At 53.3% G+C, this 19,169-nt stretch carries 19 protein-coding genes, 1 other RNA gene and 1 pseudogene; 11 read left to right on the top strand and 10 right to left on the bottom strand.

The genetic code is table 11. The features are described 5' to 3' along the window. Window positions 1-119: 119 nt before the first annotated feature. Window positions 120-929 carry a DeoR family transcriptional regulator gene (locus MKleb_RS24425; RefSeq protein WP_025108325.1) on the top strand — a complete coding sequence of 270 codons (810 nt, stop codon included), beginning with the start codon at window positions 120-122 and terminating at the stop codon, window positions 927-929. Between the two features lie 60 nt (window positions 930-989). On the opposite strand, the gene garD is transcribed toward MKleb_RS24425, so the two are convergent. Then, complete coding sequence (gene garD / locus MKleb_RS24420; protein WP_025108326.1) at window positions 990-2,561, bottom strand: galactarate dehydratase; 1,572 nt, start codon at window positions 2,559-2,561, stop codon at window positions 990-992. 518 nt (window positions 2,562-3,079) lie between these two features. Between garD and garP the strand changes: the two genes are divergently transcribed. From garP to rnpB, 5 genes are all read left to right on the top strand, one after another. After that, entirely contained in the window at window positions 3,080-4,414 is a 1,335-nt protein-coding gene (gene garP / locus MKleb_RS24415; protein WP_025108327.1) for a galactarate/glucarate/glycerate transporter GarP, read from the top strand. A gap of 28 nt (window positions 4,415-4,442) precedes the next feature. Continuing rightward, window positions 4,443-5,213, top strand: a complete 771-nt coding sequence (garL, locus tag MKleb_RS24410) for a 2-dehydro-3-deoxyglucarate aldolase (RefSeq protein WP_025108328.1) — start codon at window positions 4,443-4,445, stop codon at window positions 5,211-5,213. Between the two features lie 28 nt (window positions 5,214-5,241). Then, the gene (gene garR / locus MKleb_RS24405; protein ID WP_217076305.1) at window positions 5,242-6,132 is read left to right on the top strand and encodes a 2-hydroxy-3-oxopropionate reductase; all 891 of its coding nucleotides are present in this window, start codon (window positions 5,242-5,244) and stop codon (window positions 6,130-6,132) included. A 65-nt stretch (window positions 6,133-6,197) separates the two neighbouring features. After that, window positions 6,198-7,343: a glycerate 2-kinase gene (gene garK / locus MKleb_RS24400; protein WP_025108329.1), complete on the top strand. Its 1,146-nt coding sequence runs from the start codon at window positions 6,198-6,200 to the stop codon at window positions 7,341-7,343. Between the two features lie 32 nt (window positions 7,344-7,375). Further along, an RNA gene (gene rnpB / locus MKleb_RS24395) (RNase P RNA component class A) lies at window positions 7,376-7,754 on the top strand. Between the two features lie 349 nt (window positions 7,755-8,103). Here the strand turns inward: rnpB and MKleb_RS24390 are convergent. Then, window positions 8,104-9,269 (bottom strand): IS3 family transposase gene (locus tag MKleb_RS24390; protein ID WP_217076029.1). Its coding sequence is split into 2 segments (ribosomal slippage): window positions 8,104-9,014 and window positions 9,014-9,269, totalling 1,167 coding nucleotides; the frame shifts between segments, so codons are not numbered across the junction. A 1,086-nt stretch (window positions 9,270-10,355) separates the two neighbouring features. On the opposite strand from MKleb_RS24390, the pseudogene MKleb_RS24385 reads away from it, so the two are divergent. From MKleb_RS24385 to MKleb_RS24370, 4 genes and pseudogenes are all read left to right on the top strand, one after another. After that, window positions 10,356-10,473: pseudogene (locus tag MKleb_RS24385) on the top strand (IS3 family transposase); the annotation flags it as partial. A 198-nt stretch (window positions 10,474-10,671) separates the two neighbouring features. Then, window positions 10,672-11,157, top strand: a complete 486-nt coding sequence (locus MKleb_RS24380; protein WP_025108317.1) for a PAAR domain-containing protein — start codon at window positions 10,672-10,674, stop codon at window positions 11,155-11,157. A 19-nt stretch (window positions 11,158-11,176) separates the two neighbouring features. Further along, complete coding sequence (locus MKleb_RS24375; protein ID WP_217076304.1) at window positions 11,177-12,334, top strand: PAAR domain-containing protein; 1,158 nt, start codon at window positions 11,177-11,179, stop codon at window positions 12,332-12,334. Between the two features lie 1,170 nt (window positions 12,335-13,504). Beyond that, window positions 13,505-13,915 (top strand): Spy/CpxP family protein refolding chaperone, encoded by a 411-nt coding sequence (locus MKleb_RS24370; protein WP_014226947.1) that lies wholly within the window; start codon window positions 13,505-13,507, stop codon window positions 13,913-13,915. Window positions 13,916-13,948: 33 nt separating this feature from the next. Here the strand turns inward: MKleb_RS24370 and MKleb_RS24365 are convergent, their stop codons facing one another. Then, a complete protein-coding gene (locus tag MKleb_RS24365; RefSeq protein WP_162934508.1) occupies window positions 13,949-14,110 on the bottom strand; it encodes a hypothetical protein in 162 nt (53 codons plus the stop codon). Window positions 14,111-14,134: 24 nt separating this feature from the next. Further along, window positions 14,135-14,836 carry a pirin family protein gene (locus tag MKleb_RS24360; RefSeq protein ID WP_014226945.1) on the bottom strand — a complete coding sequence of 234 codons (702 nt, stop codon included), beginning with the start codon at window positions 14,834-14,836 and terminating at the stop codon, window positions 14,135-14,137. Window positions 14,837-14,940: 104 nt separating this feature from the next. Between MKleb_RS24360 and MKleb_RS24355 the strand changes: the two genes are divergently transcribed. Beyond that, window positions 14,941-15,837, top strand: coding sequence for a LysR family transcriptional regulator (locus tag MKleb_RS24355; protein ID WP_014226944.1), 897 nt, complete (start codon window positions 14,941-14,943; stop codon window positions 15,835-15,837). A 36-nt stretch (window positions 15,838-15,873) separates the two neighbouring features. Here MKleb_RS24355 and MKleb_RS24350 read toward each other — a convergent pair whose 3' ends face one another. From MKleb_RS24350 to MKleb_RS24325, 6 genes are all read right to left on the bottom strand, one after another. Continuing rightward, on the bottom strand, window positions 15,874-16,242 hold the full coding sequence (locus MKleb_RS24350; protein WP_004105984.1) for a DUF805 domain-containing protein: 369 nt from the start codon (window positions 16,240-16,242) through the stop codon (window positions 15,874-15,876). A gap of 126 nt (window positions 16,243-16,368) precedes the next feature. Further along, the gene (locus MKleb_RS24345) at window positions 16,369-17,355 is read right to left on the bottom strand and encodes a glutathione S-transferase family protein (RefSeq protein WP_025108314.1); all 987 of its coding nucleotides are present in this window, start codon (window positions 17,353-17,355) and stop codon (window positions 16,369-16,371) included. A 69-nt stretch (window positions 17,356-17,424) separates the two neighbouring features. Beyond that, entirely contained in the window at window positions 17,425-17,817 is a 393-nt protein-coding gene (locus MKleb_RS24340; protein ID WP_004125512.1) for a DoxX family protein, read from the bottom strand. Window positions 17,818-18,161: 344 nt separating this feature from the next. Continuing rightward, entirely contained in the window at window positions 18,162-18,461 is a 300-nt protein-coding gene (locus tag MKleb_RS24335; RefSeq protein ID WP_004854457.1) for a YqjK-like family protein, read from the bottom strand. Then, complete coding sequence (locus MKleb_RS24330) at window positions 18,458-18,856, bottom strand: phage holin family protein (protein WP_004854455.1); 399 nt, start codon at window positions 18,854-18,856, stop codon at window positions 18,458-18,460. The genes MKleb_RS24335 and MKleb_RS24330 overlap by 4 nt, the downstream gene beginning before the upstream one ends. Before the next feature lie 2 nt (window positions 18,857-18,858). Further along, window positions 18,859-19,164 carry an ElaB/YgaM/YqjD family protein gene (locus MKleb_RS24325; RefSeq protein WP_004854453.1) on the bottom strand — a complete coding sequence of 102 codons (306 nt, stop codon included), beginning with the start codon at window positions 19,162-19,164 and terminating at the stop codon, window positions 18,859-18,861. Window positions 19,165-19,169 lie beyond the last annotated feature (5 nt).

The following is a 19,169-nucleotide window of genomic DNA, read 5'->3' as shown; positions in this document are numbered from 1 at the left end:
AAGTGTTTTGCGGCGAGTTTATGGGCTGAGATACCTATCGCGGGGCTTGCATTCGGGTAAAAGAAAGGCGTTAATAAGGAAAACGAAATAAAACGAAAGAATTAGTTAAAGGATTTCTTATGAGCAACACAGACCATGCTGCAGATAAGCGGGTACCCGGTACCAGCGAAAGACGAGAGCAGATCATCCAGCGGTTGCGGCAGCATGGAAGCGTGCAGGTGAACGATCTTTCTGAATTGTTCGGCGTTTCTACGGTGACGATCCGTAACGATCTTGCGTTTCTCGAAAAGCAGGGGATCGCCGTTCGGGCTTATGGTGGTGCACTGATTTGCGACAGTAATATCCCCGGCGGAGAGCCTTCTGTTGAGGATAAAAGCTCGCTGAATACGGCGATAAAACGGCGTATCGCCGGAGCTGCTGTTGCGCTGATCGGGCCGGGGCATCGCGTTATTCTCGATTCCGGTACCACGACATATGAGATCGCCCGTCTGCTGCGCGAGCATACTGATGTTATTGCTATGACCAACGGTATGAATGTTGCTAATGCATTACTTGAAGCGGATGGTGTTGAGCTGTTGATGACCGGTGGGCACTTGCGTCGTCAATCGCTTTCGTTCTATGGCGACCAGGCAGAACAGTCGTTGCAAAATTACCACTTTGATATGCTGTTTCTCGGTGTTGATGCGATCGATCTGGAGCGGGGCGTCAGCACCCATAATGAAGACGAGGCCAGACTAAATCGTCGGATGTGTGAGGTTGCGGAGCGCATTATCGTGGTCACCGACTCGACAAAATTCAACCGTTCCAGCTTGCATAAGATCGTCGACACTCAGCGGATCGATACCATCATCGTTGATGATGGTATCCCGCCAGAAAGCCTGGAGGGGCTGCGTAAGAGCGGCGTTGAAGTCATTCTGGTTAATGCGTAAATATTGATACGCCGGGGGCGATGCTCATTCACCGCCGCCCGGCTTTTCTGCTAAGGATTATCACGTCACCGGCGCCGGGTTAAACACCGCCAGCTGATTGTGCAATCCCCACTGATCCGAGAAGGTCTTCTTGCGGCCGCTGGCGACATCAAGAATAAATTCAAACAGCTTCAGCCCTACCTCTTCGATGGTTTCTTCTCCGGTGGCGATGGTTCCCGCGTTGATATCCATTAAGTCATACCAGCGGTTTGCCAGCTCGGTACGCGTCGCCATTTTTATGACCGGCACGGCGACCAGGCCGTACGGCGTACCGCGACCGGTAGTAAAGACCTGCACCGTGATCCCGGAAGCTACCTGCTGAGTACCGCAGACAAAGTCGCTCGCCGGCGTCGCGGCGTAAATCAGCCCGCGTTTGGTCGGGCGCTGCCCCGGAGAGAGCACTTCGGCAATCGCGCTCTTCCCGGATTTAGCGATAGAGCCCAGCGCTTTCTCAACGACGTTCGCCAGGCCGCCTTTCTTGTTGCCCGGGGAGGGGTTGGCGCTGCGGTCGGTTTTGCCCATATCGAGATAGTTATCGTACCAGGCCATCTCCTCCAGCAGGCGTTTTCCGACTTCTTCGTTGATGGCGCGCGGCGTCAGCAAATGGATCGCATCGCGCACTTCGGTGACTTCCGAGAACATAACGGTCGCCCCGCAGCGCACCAGCAGATCGGACGCGTAGCCCACCGCCGGGTTGGCGGTGACGCCAGAAAACGCATCGCTGCCGCCGCACTGCATACCGACAACCAACTCGGAGGCCGGGCAGGTTTCACGCCGGCGCTGGTTCAGCTTCTCCAGGTGGCGCTCGGCGACCTGCAGAATGTCATCCACCATGGATTTAAAACCGACGTGCTTCTCATCCTGCAGGCTGACGATGCTGGCGCTATCCACGGGGATGCTTTTCACATCGTCGGTGCCTTCCAGCAGGCGCTCCGGCTGCAGTTTTTCGCAGCCAAGGCCAATCACCATCACTTCGCCGCCGAAGTTTGGATTGAGCGCCAGGTTATGAATGGTGCGGATCGGGACGACCGCCGCCGGAGCGTTAATCGCTACGCCGCAGCCATACAGGTGGTTCAGACCCACAACGCCATCGACGTTGGGATACTTCGGCAGCAGATCGCGTTCGATAATTTTCACCACGTAATCGACGACGCCCGCCACGCAGTGCACGCTGGTGCTAATGCCGAGCAGGTTTTTGGTGCCCACGCTACCGTCGGCGTTGCGATAGCCTTCGAAGGTATAGCCTTCCAGCGGCGGCAGCGGCGCCGGGACTTTGGTCGCCAGCGGTAGGGTATGCAGCGGCGGCGCTTTCGGTAGTTCGACCAGCGATTCGTCAATCCAGCTGCCCTGCGGAATATCGCGTACCGCATAGCCAATCACTTCGCCATAGCGGATGATTTCACCGTGGACGGGAATATCGACCAGCGCGACTTTATGGCCTTGCGGGATATGTTCAACGAGCGTGAGCCCGTCAGGGAAACGCGTTCCGGCCTTTAAACCTCGATCGTTAACAATAATCGCCACGTTATCCGTTTCGTGTACTTTTATATAAAACGCCGTTGGCGATTCTTGTCTAATTTCAATATCAGCCATTGTCCAGTATTCTCCAGCAAGGTGCGAATAATAAAATAAAACGTTTATATCCGTCATATTTCAAGCTGCATGTGCGTTGGCTTTCCTCGCTCACCTCAGTCACTTACTTTAGTAAGCTCCTGGGGATTCCCTGCGCTGCCGCCTTCATGCAACTCGAAATATTTAGGGTATATTCAATTTCTGATGTGCAGATTTGTGAAATAGAGAATGTCAGGTGTTTGAATCTGAAAATGTGATCTAAATCACCAATTGCTGCGCGGGCGAATACGTTAAAGAGGGAAATCGCTGGAACTGTGGAACAGCGCCCACTGATTATTGCATTTGCACAACAATAACGATAATTAAACGCCATTTACAGGTTATATGCACAGTGTTTAACGCTCGCAAGCTGATTATACTGAGTCATGCTTGCAATGCGCCGGATAAGTAAATCGATACCTCCTGATATTGATTTCTGAATAATGAAGAATCACGCCAAAATAAATAATGGAAGGTGTGTTGTACCTGAGGAATATTAGATGAGTCTGGATGCAACGATAGAACAGAAAAAGGAAGTGCCAACTCGATATTTAATTCTGTTGATCATTTTCATTGTTACCGCCGTTAACTATGCCGACCGGGCGACGCTCTCGATCGCCGGTACAGAGGTGGCGCAAGAGCTGCAGCTGAGCGCGGTCTCGATGGGCTATATTTTCTCCGCTTTCGGCTGGGCCTACCTGCTGATGCAGATCCCCGGCGGCTGGCTGCTCGATAAATTTGGCTCGAAGAAAGTATACTCTTACAGCCTGTTCTTCTGGTCGCTGTTTACCTTCCTGCAAGGCTTTGTGGATATGTTTCCACTGGCGTGGGCGGGTATCTCAATGTTTTTTATGCGCTTTATGCTGGGTTTCTCTGAAGCGCCATCTTTCCCGGCAAACGCCCGTATCGTCGCGGCGTGGTTTCCGACGAAAGAGCGCGGGACCGCATCGGCGATCTTTAACTCCGCGCAGTATTTCTCCCTGGCGCTGTTCTCGCCGCTGCTGGGCTGGCTGACCTTCGCCTGGGGTTGGGAGCATGTCTTCACCGTCATGGGCGTGATTGGCTTTGTGCTGACCGGCCTGTGGGTAAAACTGATCCATAACCCCACCGACCATCCGCGCATGACGCAGGAGGAGCTTAAGTTTATCTCCGAGAACGGCGCCGTCGTTGATATGGACCATAAAAAGCCCGGCAGCGCGGCGACCAGCGGACCTAAACTGCACTATATCAAGCAGCTGTTGACCAACCGCATGATGCTGGGCGTGTTCTTCGGCCAATATTTTATCAATACCATCACCTGGTTCTTCCTCACCTGGTTCCCGATTTATCTGGTGCAGGAAAAGGGCATGTCGATTCTGAAAGTGGGTCTGGTCGCATCGATTCCGGCGCTGTGCGGTTTTGCCGGCGGCGTGCTGGGCGGGGTGTTCTCCGACTATCTGATTAAACGCGGTTTTTCCATCACCGTGGCGCGTAAGCTGCCGATCGTCCTCGGAATGCTGCTGGCTTCCACCATCATTCTGTGTAACTACACCGATAACACCGCGCTGGTGGTGACCCTGATGGCGCTGGCTTTCTTCGGTAAAGGGTTCGGCGCGCTGGGCTGGCCGGTGATTTCCGATACCGCGCCGAAAGAGATTGTCGGCCTGTGCGGCGGCGTCTTTAACGTATTTGGTAACGTCGCTTCCATCGTAACCCCGCTGGTTATCGGTTACCTGGTGAGCGAGCTGCACTCATTCAACGCAGCGCTGGTCTTCGTCGGATGCTCAGCCCTGATGGCGATGGTTTGCTATCTGTTTGTGGTTGGCGACATCAAACGCATGGAACTGCAGAAATAATTAACGGTTAAGTGACAAGGTATAAACGATGAACAACGATATCTTCCCGAACAAATTTAAGGCGGCCCTGGCGGCGCATCAGGTTCAGATCGGCTGCTGGTCCGCGCTGGCGAGCCCGATTAGCACCGAAGTTTTAGGTCTGGCAGGTTTCGACTGGCTGGTACTGGACGGCGAACATGCGCCGAACGACATCTCAACCTTTATCCCGCAGCTGATGGCGCTGAAAGGCAGCGCCAGCGCGCCGGTCGTTCGCGTACCGACCAACGAGCCGGTGATTATTAAGCGTCTGCTGGATATCGGTTTTTATAACTTCCTGATTCCGTTTGTCGAAACGGAAGAGCAGGCGGTTAACGCCGTCGCCTCAACCCGCTATCCGCCAGAAGGCATTCGCGGTGTATCCGTCTCGCACCGCGCCAATATGTTTGGCACCGTGCCGGATTACTTCGCGCAGTCGAACAACAACATCACCATTCTCGTGCAAATTGAGAGCCAGCAGGGCGTGGATAACGTTGATGCGATAGCCGCCACGCCGGGCGTTGACGGTATTTTTGTCGGCCCAAGCGATCTGGCCGCTGCGCTGGGCCATCTGGGCAATGCTTCCCATCCGGAAGTGCAGAAAGCTATTCAGCACATTTTTGCCAGCGCGAAAAAGCACGGTAAGCCGAGCGGCATTCTGGCGCCGGTTGAAGCCGACGCGCGCCGCTATCTGGAATGGGGCGCGACCTTTGTTGCCGTCGGCAGCGACCTGGGCGTTTTCCGTTCTGCCACGCAGAAGCTGGCTGACTCCTTTAAGAAATAACCACCACCGAAACTAGAGAGATAAAGACATGACAATGAAAGTTGGTTTTATTGGCCTCGGTATCATGGGTAAACCAATGAGTAAAAACCTCCTCAAGGCAGGTTACTCGTTGGTGGTTGCTGACCGTAACCCGGAAGCGATTGCCGAAGTGATTGCCGCAGGCGCAGAAACCGCCGCGTCAGCGAAAGCGATTGCCGAGCAGTGCGATGTGATCATCACCATGCTGCCGAACTCCCCGCACGTGAAAGAGGTGGCGTTGGGTGAAGGCGGCATTATTGAAGGCGCGAAGCCGGGCACCGTGCTGATCGATATGAGCTCCATCGCGCCGCTGGCGAGCCGCGAAATCAGCGAAGCGCTGAAAGCGAAAGGCGTCGATATGCTGGATGCGCCGGTCAGCGGCGGCGAACCGAAGGCCATCGACGGTACGCTGTCGGTGATGGTGGGCGGTGATAAAGCGATTTTCGACAAATATTACGATCTGCTGAAAGCGATGGCGGGTTCGGTGGTGCATACCGGCGAGATCGGCGCGGGCAACGTGACCAAGCTGGCCAACCAGGTGATCGTGGCGCTGAACATTGCGGCGATGTCCGAAGCGCTGACGTTGGCGACCAAAGCGGGCGTGAACCCGGATCTGGTATATCAGGCCATCCGCGGCGGGCTGGCCGGAAGCACCGTACTGGATGCCAAAGCGCCAATGGTGATGGACCGCAACTTCAAGCCGGGTTTCCGTATCGATCTGCATATCAAAGATCTGGCGAATGCGCTGGACACTTCTCACGGCGTGGGCGCCCAGCTGCCGCTGACCGCCGCGGTGATGGAGATGATGCAGGCGCTGCGCGCCGACGGTCTGGGTACCGCCGACCACAGCGCGCTTGCATGCTACTACGAAAAACTGGCGAAAGTGGAAGTCACTTGCTAACAAGAAGGGCGCGGATGCGCGCCCTGTAATTCTTGCCTCGCGCGGCACTGTCAGGCTACATAACTATGAAAATCGTAATCGCCCCAGACTCTTATAAAGAAAGCCTCTCGGCCACCGAGGTTGCTCAGGCTATAGAAAAAGGTTTTCGGGAAATTTTCCCCGATGCGCTCTACGTGAAGGTTCCTCTCGCCGATGGCGGAGAAGGTACTGTTGAGGCGATGATTGCCGCGACGCAGGGAACCGAAATGAGCGCCTGCGTGACGGGGCCGCTGGGTGTTCCGGTTAATGCCTGCTGGGGGCTTTCCGGAGACGGCAAAACCGCGTTTATCGAAATGGCTGCGGCCAGCGGGCTGGGGCTGGTTCCGCCCGCTCAGCGTAACCCGCTATTGACGACGTCGCGCGGTACCGGCGAGCTGATTTTGCAGGCGCTGGATCATGGGGCGAAAAATATCATCATTGGCATTGGCGGCAGCGCCACCAATGACGGCGGCGCGGGAATGGTTCAGGCGCTGGGCGCGCGTCTCTGCGATGCCAATGGCGCGGAGATTGGCAACGGCGGCGGTAGTCTGTGTAGCCTCAATTCGATAGATCTCTCCGGTCTTGACGCGCGACTGCATGATTGCGCTATTCGGGTCGCCTGCGATGTCACCAATCCGCTGACTGGTGATACTGGCGCATCAAGGATATTTGGTCCGCAGAAAGGGGCTACCGAAGCGATGATCCGCGAGCTGGACAGCAACCTGGCGCACTATGCGGACGTTATTAAGGCCGATCTGCATGTCGATGTGAAGCAGGTTGCCGGCGCGGGCGCGGCGGGTGGTATGGGCGCAGCGCTGATGGCGTTCCTGAACGCTGAATTACGCAGCGGGATTGAAATCGTAACCCAGGCGCTGAATCTGGAAGAGCATATCCTCGATTGTTCGCTGGTGGTGACCGGTGAAGGCAGGCTGGATAGCCAGAGTATTAACGGTAAAGTGCCGGTTGGCGTAGCGAACGTGGCGAAAAAGTATCATAAGCCGGTAATTGGCATTGCCGGTAGTCTGACCCGGGACGTCGGCGTGGTTCACCAGTATGGGATTGATGCGGTGTTTAGCGTGCTGACCAGCGTAACGACGCTCGAAGAGGCGTTTCGCGGCGCGGCGGACAATATTTATCATGCGTCGCGTAATATTGCGGCGACATTGCAGGTTGGGATGGCGACAGAAGGATGACAACCGTCGGTAAACCCTCTATACTTCGCGCCGAAGCTGACCAGACAGTCGCCGCTTCGTCGTCGTCCTCTTCGGGGGAGACGGGCGGAGGGGAGGAAAGTCCGGGCTCCATAGGGCAGGGTGCCAGGTAACGCCTGGGGGGCGCAAGCCCACGACCAGTGCAACAGAGAGCAAACCGCCGATGGCCCACGTAAGTGGGATCAGGTAAGGGTGAAAGGGTGCGGTAAGAGCGCACCGCGCGTCTGGTAACAGTTCGCGGCACGGTAAACTCCACCCGGAGCAAGGCCAAATAGGGGTTCATAAGGTACGGCCCGTACTGAACCCGGGTAGGCTGCTTGAGCCAGTGAGCGATTGCTGGCCTAGATGAATGACTGTCCACGACAGAACCCGGCTTAACGGTCAGCTTCCTCATTCAAAGAAAACCCTCGTCAGAAATGGCGGGGGTTTTTGTTTTCGGCTAAAGGTTGAAACAGAGGGCAGATGAATGACTGTCCACGACGCTATACCCAAAAGAAAGCGGCTTAACGGTCAGCTTCCTCATTCAAAGAAAACCCTCGTCAGAAATGGCGGGGGTTTTTGCTTCATACGGCAGGTTGAAACACAGGACAGATGAATGACTGTCCACGACGCTATTCCCCAAAAGAAAGCGGCTTAACGGTCAGCTTCAACTTTCTACAAAACCCCTGCCAGCGATGGCGGGGGTTTTTGCTTCATACGGCAGGTTGAAATACAGGACAGATGAATGACTGTCCTGTAGTGGTCAACTAATTTTGGCCACACGACCTGACTGTTCGTGGAACAGCCGCTCTGATTCATTTGGCGTTAACCCACCGTTATACCAGTGGGGCCGGATGGCACTGTAATAGCCCGTGATGTAGCGGATTATCGCGCTCTGAGCTTCTTTGAAGCTGTTATAGCCCTTCGTCGGCACCCATTCGGTCTTCAGGCTCCGGAAGAACCGTTCCATAGGGGCATTATCCCAGCAGTTACCGCGTCGACTCATGCTCTGCTTTATTCGACAGCGCCACAGAGCCTGCCGGTACTGGCGGCTGGTATAGTGACTGCCCTGGTCACTGTGGAACATCACTCCTGTTGGCTTCCCCCGATGCTCCCAGGCCATCTGCAACGCTTTGACCGTGAGGGCCGAGTCCGGCGACGTCGACATCGCCCAGCCCACAGGTTTACGGGCGAACAGATCCAGCACGGCGGCCAGATAAGCCCAGCATTTTCCCGTCCAGATATAGGTCACATCGCCGCACCAGATCTGATCCGGCGCTGTTACCGCGAACTGCCGGTCGAGATGGTTAGGTATTTCAACGTGTTCGTTCCCGCCGCGTTTGTATTTATGCGCCGGGGCCTGACAACTGGCGATATCCAGCTCTTTCATCAGCTTACCTGCAAGCCATCGCCCGAGTCTGACGCCCCGGCCGCTGACCATCGTGGCGATACTTCTCGCGCCAGCAGAGCCACCACTGGCATTCCAGACTTCACTGACGAGACTCCGTTTGACGGCCCGCTCAGCGTCAGAATCCCTGCCATTTTTACGAATGTAACGATAACTGCTTCGGTGAACACCGAACAGCCGGCACAATGGCGCTACCGGGTAGTGCGCCCTCAGACTGTCGATTATCGTGAACTTTTCAGGGAGTCCGACATCAAGAGCGCGGTAGCCTTTTTTAGGATTTCATTTTCCATTTCAAGGCGTTGTATTTGTTTTCTCATTTCCCTGAGTTCCGTCTGCTCAGGCGTCAGAGGCAGCCCCGGGGGCGTTTTCCCCTGGCGCTCCATACGTAACGATTTAACCCAGCGGTTGATGGCGGAGAGGCTGACGTTCATCGCTTTAGCCGCTTCACCGTGAGTGTAGTTCTGATCAAGAACCAGTTTTGCCGCTTCGGCTTTAAATTCAGCAGTAAATATTTTGCTCATTGGTTCACCTGTAAGATGTTGAGGTGAGCATATCACCTCTACTCAGGTGGCCAAATTCAGTGTGCCACTACATCCACGACGCTATACCCAAAAGAAAGCGGCTTAACGGTCAGCTTCCTCATTCAAAGAAAACCCTCGTCAGAAATGGCGGGGGTTTTTGCTTCATACGGCAGGTTGAAACACAGGACAGATGAATGACTGTCCACGACGCTATACCCCAAAAGAAAGCGGCTTAACGGTCAGCTTCAACTTTCTACAAAACCCCTGCCAGCGATGGCGGGGGTTTTTGCTTCATACGGCAGGTTGAAACACAGGACAGATGAATGACTGTCCACGACGCTATACCCAAAAGAAAGCGGCTTAACGGTCAGCTTCCTCATTCAAAGAAAACCCTCGTCAGAAATGGCGAGGGTTTTTGCTTCATACGGCAGTTTAAAACACAGGACAGATGAATGACTGTCCACGACGCTATACCTAAAAGAAAGCGGCTTAACGGTCAGCTTCAACTTTTCAGAAAACCCCTGCCAGCGATGGCGGGGGTTTTTGCTTCATACGGCAGGTTGAAACAGAGGGCAGATGAATGACTGTCCACGACGCTATACCCAAAAGAAAGCGGCTTAACGGTCAGCTTTAACTTTTCAGAAAACCCCTGCCAGCGATGGCGGGGGTTTTTGCTTCATATGGCGGGTTGAAACACAGGACAGATGAATGACTGTACACGACGCTATACCCCAAAAGAAAGCGGCTTAACGGTCAGCTTCAACTACTTCTAAAGCAATACGTTGGCATGTCTCAGACCTTTAAAGGTGAAAATGCGACGCAAACTGTGATACAGACGAGGCATACCAACGGCTGTTCCATCCCTAATACCCTCAAGTGCGACAACCGCTATTGCCTTTATTTCAGACTCCCGTCAGGCGTTTTTTTCGTGTGTCTCTGGGCTGCGATTCAGCGAGTAGAGCAAGATTTATATCTTCCCACTCTTTATGATCATTTCTTTTATAAAAGCGTCCAGGATGGAGCCAGCCCAACTTTTGGACATAGTGCAGAAAATGAAGAAATTAGAACAAAAAGACATTGATGATTATTTACCGCCTTTATCATTTCAGCGGCCTGGGTGTTAAACGTAGACGAGGTCGATGATTTCATGAAGGAGTGTCTGACAGTCACTGCTTCCTTCGGTATATCCGGCAACGTAACCCGGAACAGACAAACACGGCGAACGGGCAGGCACAGCAAAAGCTTTGATACTTCACAAAGCGAATGAAAAAACAGGAGGTATTCATCATGTGAATTTTTTAAAACATAGTTTCACTTTAAGGGGGGAACAACTTTCTGCTTGTGGTTGTTATTTGTACAATGAGTGTTGGACAAGATAAATTCACAGTAAGTAGAGGGATTTATGAAGCAATACACCAACGAACTCACGCCATCAGTACTCGCATCATTCAATCATCCATTCAGCGCAGAGCAACTGGCAAACGCAGACGAAGAGCTGCGCCAGATTTTCAAATCCCATATTGAAGAAATGAAAGATCGTTCTTTAATGGCAATTTGGCGTTTTGCTACGACTGGAGCGCTCACCCGAAACGGTGGAAAGATTGAGAAAGCCAGCGCCAACGACACTTTTATTCTTGAGGATGGGAGCGAGGTTACTCGGGCAATGGTTGGGGATGACGTTGTTTATCCTGACGGAACACGCGCGAAAATCATCAACGGATCGGGGTCAGTCAATACCAACGGCAACGGCGTTTCTTATGCTCTCGTAGGAAGCCAGCTTGATAACGGTGATGTGATTGTTAGCACCCCACAAGATTATGGCCTCCTCTGCCAGTTAGACAACAGCCCAGCAATGCCAGCCGATTTTCTCGCTCCAGCGGCGCTCTAAAAAATAAGGAGTCCAGAAAATGGCTACAGGCTTTTGGGTTGTGAAAGGCGATAAAACAACATGCGGGGGATCGGTACTGACCGGATACCCGAAAGGGAAGCAGATTGGCCCGAATCTAAACAGACAGGCAACAGTGGGCTGCCAGGTATCCTGCGGTAAACACCCAGGCATTTACAGCGTGGCAGGTGGATATCCTGGAGAGTATATTCATGGTCAGTTAGCCGCCAGTACGCTCTACAGCCGCTCTACCTGTCCGTGTAAGTCATTTTTCATCGCCACACATACTTTTATGCGACACGGTCCTTATCAGGCACCAGTGCGGGCAACATCCACACCAGCGGCAGCGAAAGCCACACCTGATTCAGTACAAGAACCAGATCAGCACGCCCAAGTAGCGAAGAAGCAAAACAGTTTTGCTGACACCTGCAAGCCAGAAGATAATCAACTACTGAACGGCGTTTACATCTGGACTGAAACCACCGACGCAGGACATGCTTATGTTTCTGTACACGAGAATAACTCGATCTATGTTTACACATACGGGCGCTTTGGTCGGAAAGGCCCGGCCACATTAACAGGTGATGGGATTCTTAACTTCCTGACTGGCGATGATGCACGCCTTTACTATCGTGAAGAACTGTACAAATACCAAGCGAGAGTTTTTCAGATCGACGATGTTACTACGGAGGAAACCCGCAGAATTTTTGAATCTCTATGGAACTCCGGTAAAACACCCGTTTTCACGGAGGCGATGGGAGACCGTACTAAGCGGCGCGGAAAGGTGATAGACGTTTACGATTTAACCGGCAGCAACTGCACAACTCACACGGTACAAGTGATCAGAGAAGCAGGGACTAAAATCTTTGACACCAGTTACACATCGACAACAACGCAGCTTCGTATCGACAATGAAGAAGATTTCACTATCCCTGTATCTTTACAGCGTTACTTGACGGAAAAGAGCGGCGATCTGTCTTCAATGAACGTTATGGAAGTCACCAGCTCATTCAGAGAACAGTATCCGAACATCGAACAATTCAAGCCTAACTCTGAAAGCCTCACAGGACGAGTGGAGGAAGGGCTTGCTAACAGTGCGTCAACGGTTGGATCATCTTCGGGCTATTCTGGGGGCACGATTGGCGGCATTTTAGGTGGTTCGTATGACATTGACGAATAGAGCAAAGGCTATCCTTCGATGGGGAGGTATTGCTTTAGTATTCGCAATCTACTCTATTGCCTTGATGATACCAGTGCTTGATTTTGGACTAACCCGGAAATACAACGGCCCCCCTTCAACAGGTCAGATGGAAGCTCGTTTATGTGAAGCGATCATAGATGACTTATCGCGTTCAGTGGATAGCCTCTTAATCACTGCATTTGTCGGTAGCGCCATTTGTCTTTTTTTAGTCTTGCTTATCTTCAAGAAAGTGAGATGACCGTCAAAGGCTGGAGAGATCCAGCCTTTCCCCTTTTCCCTGTTTTTAGACAATACAAGTCTAATACACGTTGGTGGTAAGACAACGCACTGGAGTGCCCCCCGAGCCAGTGTCATTGCCTCACTTCTGAACAGAAAGAGATTTAAGGAGATCTGCCAGCTATACAAAGAGAAGTTCGGCAGCCTTCCCGATGCCGTATTATTGTTCGAGAACGTTAACTCACTTTACTTCAAGGGCGCATACGGCATAAAAACGCAGTTTATATTTATGCCGCTATTGTGGAATAAAAGCTCAATACTGACCAAAAATGATGATAAAGATTTCATCCGGGGATTACCGAAACGGATTATCAGGCCATTTTATGTAGAGGCACTTCTTGGTCTGGTTAGTATAGTATTTTTTGTAATTGCAGGGATTTTGATGCTGGCGATAAAACACGGTTGGGTGTGAAAGACACGTACCTGGCGGGCTTTACCCTGCCATACAAGATACGGTCTGCGACACAATCCTCAGCGCCGCAGATATCTGGCGTATGGTTGAACGAAGCCGGCTGAGCGGTCCGTTTCAACTTATTAGACAACCCCTGCCAGCAATAGCGGGGCTTTTGCTTTGGGTTGTAGCAACGGCGCGGGTGTAGTCGATCAGGAAAGGCGTCAGCCGCCACCTGACAAGAAAGCGGCACAATGGGGGAAACAGATTTGCCATCAACCGCATTATGACTCATACGGTTATGCGTCCTTCTTGCTTAATTAATATATTTAAAATAAATGACTTCAATTGTAGTATTCATGTTTGTTATGTATTTCCTGATTTAACTACATTTATGCGAACTATTTTTTACATTTCGTCATCGGCTTATGAAAAATAATAGCCAGCCACATCGGTGATAATTAATCAGGATAAAACAAAAAATGAAATTAATGACTCGCATTGCAGTGACAACCGTCCTCGCTACGGGCTTCTCAATGGCGGCACAGGCTGCGGATGTTAACGCTGCGCCAGCCCCGGCGCAGGATCCGATTGTCCAACACTTAAAACTGACCCAGGATCAGGTAACGAAAATTAAAAGCCTGCACCAGCAGCTGGAAAAAAACGTTCAGCAGATCTCCCAGAAAGATATTAAAGACGGCGTATTATTTGATGTGATTGATTCCGGAAAATGGAATGAAAAAGCGGTCAAAGATCAGCTGGCGGCGTTTAGTAAAGTCGAACAGCAGGTCCGCTATTATCGCGTGAAGTACTATTTTGATGTGAATCAGGTCCTGACGCCAGAACAGCGTAAGCAGGTCCAAAAAGATTTAGCTCAGGCGCTGAGTGAGTAAATTTATCGGCCCCGGCCGGGGCCGATATTGACGTCAGGCGACGCTTTCTTCTTCCTGGAGCCGTATCTCCGCTTCTGCGACGATCGCCTCCAGTTCGCTCAACATCTCTTCATAACCAAAGCTAACCGTTGTTATGGTTTCTGGCTGCGGCTGCGACGCTGCCAGCACCGCTTTTTTTGTTTTCTTCTTGCCCACTGACACACTCCCTTACTGCCGTTGTTACACAGGTAAATCTATCAGCAAAGCGCGCAGCGGCGTATCGGCAACGAGGGTAATGTTAGCTTCGTCACGAATAAACGCGCCATCACCGCAGGTCAAAGCCTGTTTCTCTTCTTCCTGCACTCGCGCATGTACCGTGCCGTGAATCGACTGCAGGTAGGCGCGTGGGCCGTGGAGCTGCACGTTAAGCTGCTCGCCTTTCGCCAGATTGATATGGTGGATCCATACCTGCTGGCGCAGCTGGAGACTGTTCTGGCTGCCGTCCGGCGAAGCCAGCAGCTGCTGCGCTCCCTCGGCGATAGCGATTTTTTGCACCAGCGGGTTTTCATGCTGCGGGCAGGCGTCCAGCCACAGCTGGATTCGCGTCAGCGAGCTCTCTTTGCTCAGGTTGTGCTCGCTGTAGCTCACGCCGGGCTGGGTGGATATCAGCAGCGCTTCGCCAGCTTTAGCCTGGATATGGTTGCCATCGCTGTCGCGGTATTCCGCTTCACCTTCCAGTATCAGGTTCAGAATGTCGACTTTCGGATAGGTACGCGGCTGGAACGACGCGCCGGGCGCCAGGACTTCCTGGTTGAGCACGCGCAGCGACGCGTAACCTAGCAATTTCGGGTCGAAGTAGTGGCCAAAGGAAAAGGTGTAGCGGGCCTGCAGCCAGCCGAAGTCGGCTTGACCGCACTGTTTGGCTGTTCGGGTTGTAATCATCTTCTTGACCTCTCTTTACACTAAATCAATGGTAAAGGTATGGACGCTGTATTGTTAGCCAGATATTCTGCCCGGTATGTTCAAATTTCCTGAATGAGAGAACGATGGCTAAAGAGAGAGCATTAACGCTGGAAGCGTTACGCGTTATGGATGCGATTGACCGGCGCGGAAGCTTTGCGGCGGCGGCTGATGAGCTTGGTCGGGTGCCTTCAGCGCTCAGCTATACCATGCAAAAGCTGGAAGAAGAGCTGGATGTCGTTCTGTTTGACCGTTCAGGTCATCGAACAAAATTCACCAACGTTGGCCGAATGCTGCTCGAGCGCGGGCGCGTTCTGCTGGAAGCGGCGGATAAGCTGACAACCGATGCTGAAGCGCTATCGCGCGGCTGGGAAACGCACCTGACCATCGTCACCGAGGCGCTGGTACCCACCACCGACCTGTTTCCGCTAATTGAAAAGCTCGCGACCAAATCGAACACCCAGCTGTCGATTATTACCGAAGTGCTGGCCGGGGCATGGGAGCGCCTTGAGCAGGGGCGGGCGGATATTGTCGTTGCGCCGGATATGCATTTTCGTTCCTCCTCGGAAATTAACTCCCGTAAGCTCTACTCGGTTATGAGCGTCTACGTTGCCGCCCCCGACCATCCCATTCACCTCGAGCCTGAGCCGCTTTCTGAAGTCACGCGCGTGAAGTATCGCGGCGTGGCGGTGGCGGACACCGCCCGCGAACGTCCGGTGCTGACGGTGCAGCTGCTTGATAAACAGCCGCGATTAACCGTGAGCTCGATCGAAGATAAACGCCAGGCGCTGCTGGCAGGGTTGGGCGTCGCCACGATGCCCTATCCGCTGGTTGAGCGGGATATTGCCGAAGGGCGCCTGCGGGTGGTCAGCCCGGAGTACAGCAACGAGATCGACATTATTATGGCCTGGCGCCGGGACAGCATGGGTGAGGCAAAATCATGGTGTCTGCGGGAAATCCCGAAGCTATTTATGGCAAGATAAAACAAAATGCGCCCCTTTTTGACGAGGGGCGCATGGTCAGTAAGAGGTCGGTTTCGGGTCCGGCCCGAAGCGGTTATTGCCGGGAGTGCCGTTCTGGCAATTGAAGACCAGGATCACCAGCCAGCCGATCACGGGGATCAGCAGTAATAACAGCCACCATGCCGAGCGGTCGGTGTCGTGCAATCGACGAAACTGCACCGCCCACCACGGTAAGAATATCAGCACGCCATAGATGGTCGTCAGAATGCCTTCCCCTCCGGCGCGCTGCCATCCGAGCATTTTATCAATAATGCTGAGTACGCCGGTCAGGATGATGTTGACCAGAATAAACATCCAGTACTCTTTGCGCCGGGCGCGGCCGCCAAATCCAATGTAGTTTTTTAATACTTTAAGATACCAGTCCATTTTTACGCCTCGATTAACCGTCAATCACTTGTTTTTAAAGCGATCGAAATAAGAATAGACGTGAATGAAATGCTGGTAAATATTTGTTTTGTGAATTGTTGGGCGCAGTAAAGGGCGCCCAACGGATTAGCGGAAGCGAAGATCGCGGCCGTGCGGTTCGTTAAGATCCTGCTGCGGGCCGACGGAGATAATCCCGGTTGGGTTGATCGTCTTATGGCTACGGTAGTAATGGTTGCGAATATGGGCAAAATCCACCGTTTCCGCGATGCCCGGCATCTGGTAGATATCGCGCAGGAAGCCATAAAGATTGAGAAAATCGCTGATGCGGCGTTTGTCGCATTTAAAGTGGGTCACATACACAGGGTCGAAACGAACCAGGGTGGTCCACAGACGAATATCGGCCTCCGTCAGCTGGTTACCGGTCAGGAAGCGGTGTTGACCAAGGATTTGTTCCAGACGCTCCAGAGACGTAAATACCCCATCGACCGCTTCGTCATAGGCCTGCTGGCTGGTGGCGAATCCGGCTTTATAGACTCCATTGTTGACGTTGTCATAGATCCAGCCGTTCAGCTCATCAATTTGCGCGCGCAGCTCAGGCGGGTAGTAATCTCCAGCGCGGGCACCCAGTCCGTCAAATGCGGTATTCAACATGCGGATGATTTCCGCCGACTCATTGCTGACGATGGTTTGCTGCTTTTTGTCCCACAATACGGGCACCGTGACGCGCCCGCTGTAGCGGGGATCGGCATGCAGATAAAGCTGATAAAGAAATTCGTGCTGGTAGAGGGTATCGCCCGTCGCTGCCGGGAAGCTATCGTCGAAAGTCCAGCCGTTCTCGAACATCAGGGGGTTGACCACGGAGACGGAGATAAACGGCTCCAGTCCTTTCAGGCTGCGCAGGATCAGGGTGCGATGCGCCCATGGGCAGGCCAGAGAAACGTACAGATGGTAACGGTCTTTTTCCGCAGCGAACCCGGCTTCGCCGCTTGGGCCCGGCGCGCCGTCGGCGGTTAGCCAGTTGCGAAAGGCGGACACAGAACGCTTAAATCGCCCTCCGGTGGATTTGGTGTCATACCAGGTATCGTGCCAGACGCCGTCAACTAATTGTCCCATTATTTCCTCCTTCAGATAGCAAAAGCGAGGAGAAGTCCCCTCGCTTTTTTATTTACTAGTATAGTGCGCTTACCACTTTTTATTCAGGACGCGGTCAATACTAAAGGCGCCTGGACCGGTGATAGCCAGCAGCAGGAAGCCGCCTGCGATGCTCAGGTTTTTCATGAACATCAGCGAGTTCACGCCCTCAGCAAAGTTGCTGTGGAACAGAAACGCGGTCAGCACGGTGAAGCCTGCGGTGAACAGCGCGGTGGTGCGGGTCAGGAAACCGAACAGAATCGCCAGACCGCCGCCGAATTCAAGCAGGATAACCAGCGGCAGCATAAACCCAGGGACGCCCATGGCTTCCATATATTGTTGAGTACCCGCATAACCGGTGATTTTTCCCCAACCTGCGGTGATAAACAGAATGGGCATCAGAATGCGCGCTACCAGTACACCAACATCTTCTAATTTTTTCATTTCTTACTCCAGAAAACCCAAAGGGCGGCGATTTTGTTTTTTGGTGCAATCCTGCGTAGTTACGCGGGCTTGCTGTCGATGGAGAGGATATTAGCGAGGATGAGATGTGATTGTTAGCAAGGAAAACTGTAGATCTTCTTCAAAGTTTCTGAGTAATTTTTGATAAAGGACATGAATGTAAGTGGGGCTGTAGCGGGTCGTACAGGCGGTGCTGCGCAAAATGACGGTAGACGCTGAAAGGCGAAAGCGGTCTGCTGGTGAGCAAGAAGAGGGGCAAACCTGACGGGGACAGCGGGGCGAGAGGGATGCCGGGCGGCGGCTGGCGCCGGACCCGGTCATTAGCCTTAGCGCGAGGTGGACTGACGCAGCAGATTGCGTGCCATCCGCCAGGTGCTCCAGATACCGAGGCTGCGCTTTGCCCAGCGCATCAAAAAGCGCGGATGGCGAACGGACCATATTGCCACGATGCCGCTGCCGACCATTGCCCATGAACGCAGATTGAGGAAGGTGTTCCAGCCGCGATCAATGGGCGCGGTCGCTTCAATCCAGTGGCGGTGGCTGGCGCTAAGGTCCAGCCGCTGCTGTTGGATCAGGCGCAGCAAAAGCGCTTTTTGTCGTTCGCGTTCCTGCTGTTCGCGGCTCATGGCTTATCGTCCTCCAGCAATGCGCGGTCGTTAGCCAGCTCCTGCCGCGTGAAGCGCAGGAACGTTGAACGTCGGGCTTTGCGTAAGGTCCAGATACCGCCAATGAGCGCTGCCAGCAGCAGGATAGCGGTGGTGGCGATCATCACGTTGAGCCGATACTGCGCATCGACGGCCCAGATGATGAGCACCAGCATGCTCATCAGCCCGAACGCGGCAAACAGCAGCGTCAGCCCGAGCATCAGGAACAGCTGGAAGAGATTGGCTTTCTCCTCTTCCAGCTCCACGACGACCAGGCGCAGGCGCGTTTCCACCATCTCGACCAGCAAAGTGACTATTCGCTGTCCGATGCCGAAAACGCTTTGCCCGGGCCCTTGCGTGCTTTTAGAGTTCGCCATAATTAACGACGCGTCAGCAGGACACCCAGTACCAGCCCGACGGCAGCACCAATTCCCACGCCGGTCCAGGGGTTTTCACGGACGTATTCATCTGCACGCGCAGCGGTTTCTCGCGTTTGCTTCAGGAGAGCATCGCTGGTTTCCCCCAGGCGAACACGGCTTTCCTTCAGCGCGCTTTCGGCTTTACTGCGCAGCTTACCAATCTCTTCTTTCGACTTATCCGTGGAGGAGTTCAGCACTTCTTCCAGGGTATCAGCCAGCGTCTTCAGTTCCGCACGCAGGTCTTCTGCAACGTTATCTTTAGCCATGTTTA

Origin of the sequence: Klebsiella sp. PL-2018 (assembly GCF_019048985.1) — a bacterium.
Lineage (GTDB): Bacteria > Pseudomonadota > Gammaproteobacteria > Enterobacterales > Enterobacteriaceae > Klebsiella > Klebsiella michiganensis.
Note: the sequence above shows the minus strand (reverse complement) of the source record. Positions and strands in the feature narration are given on the sequence as shown.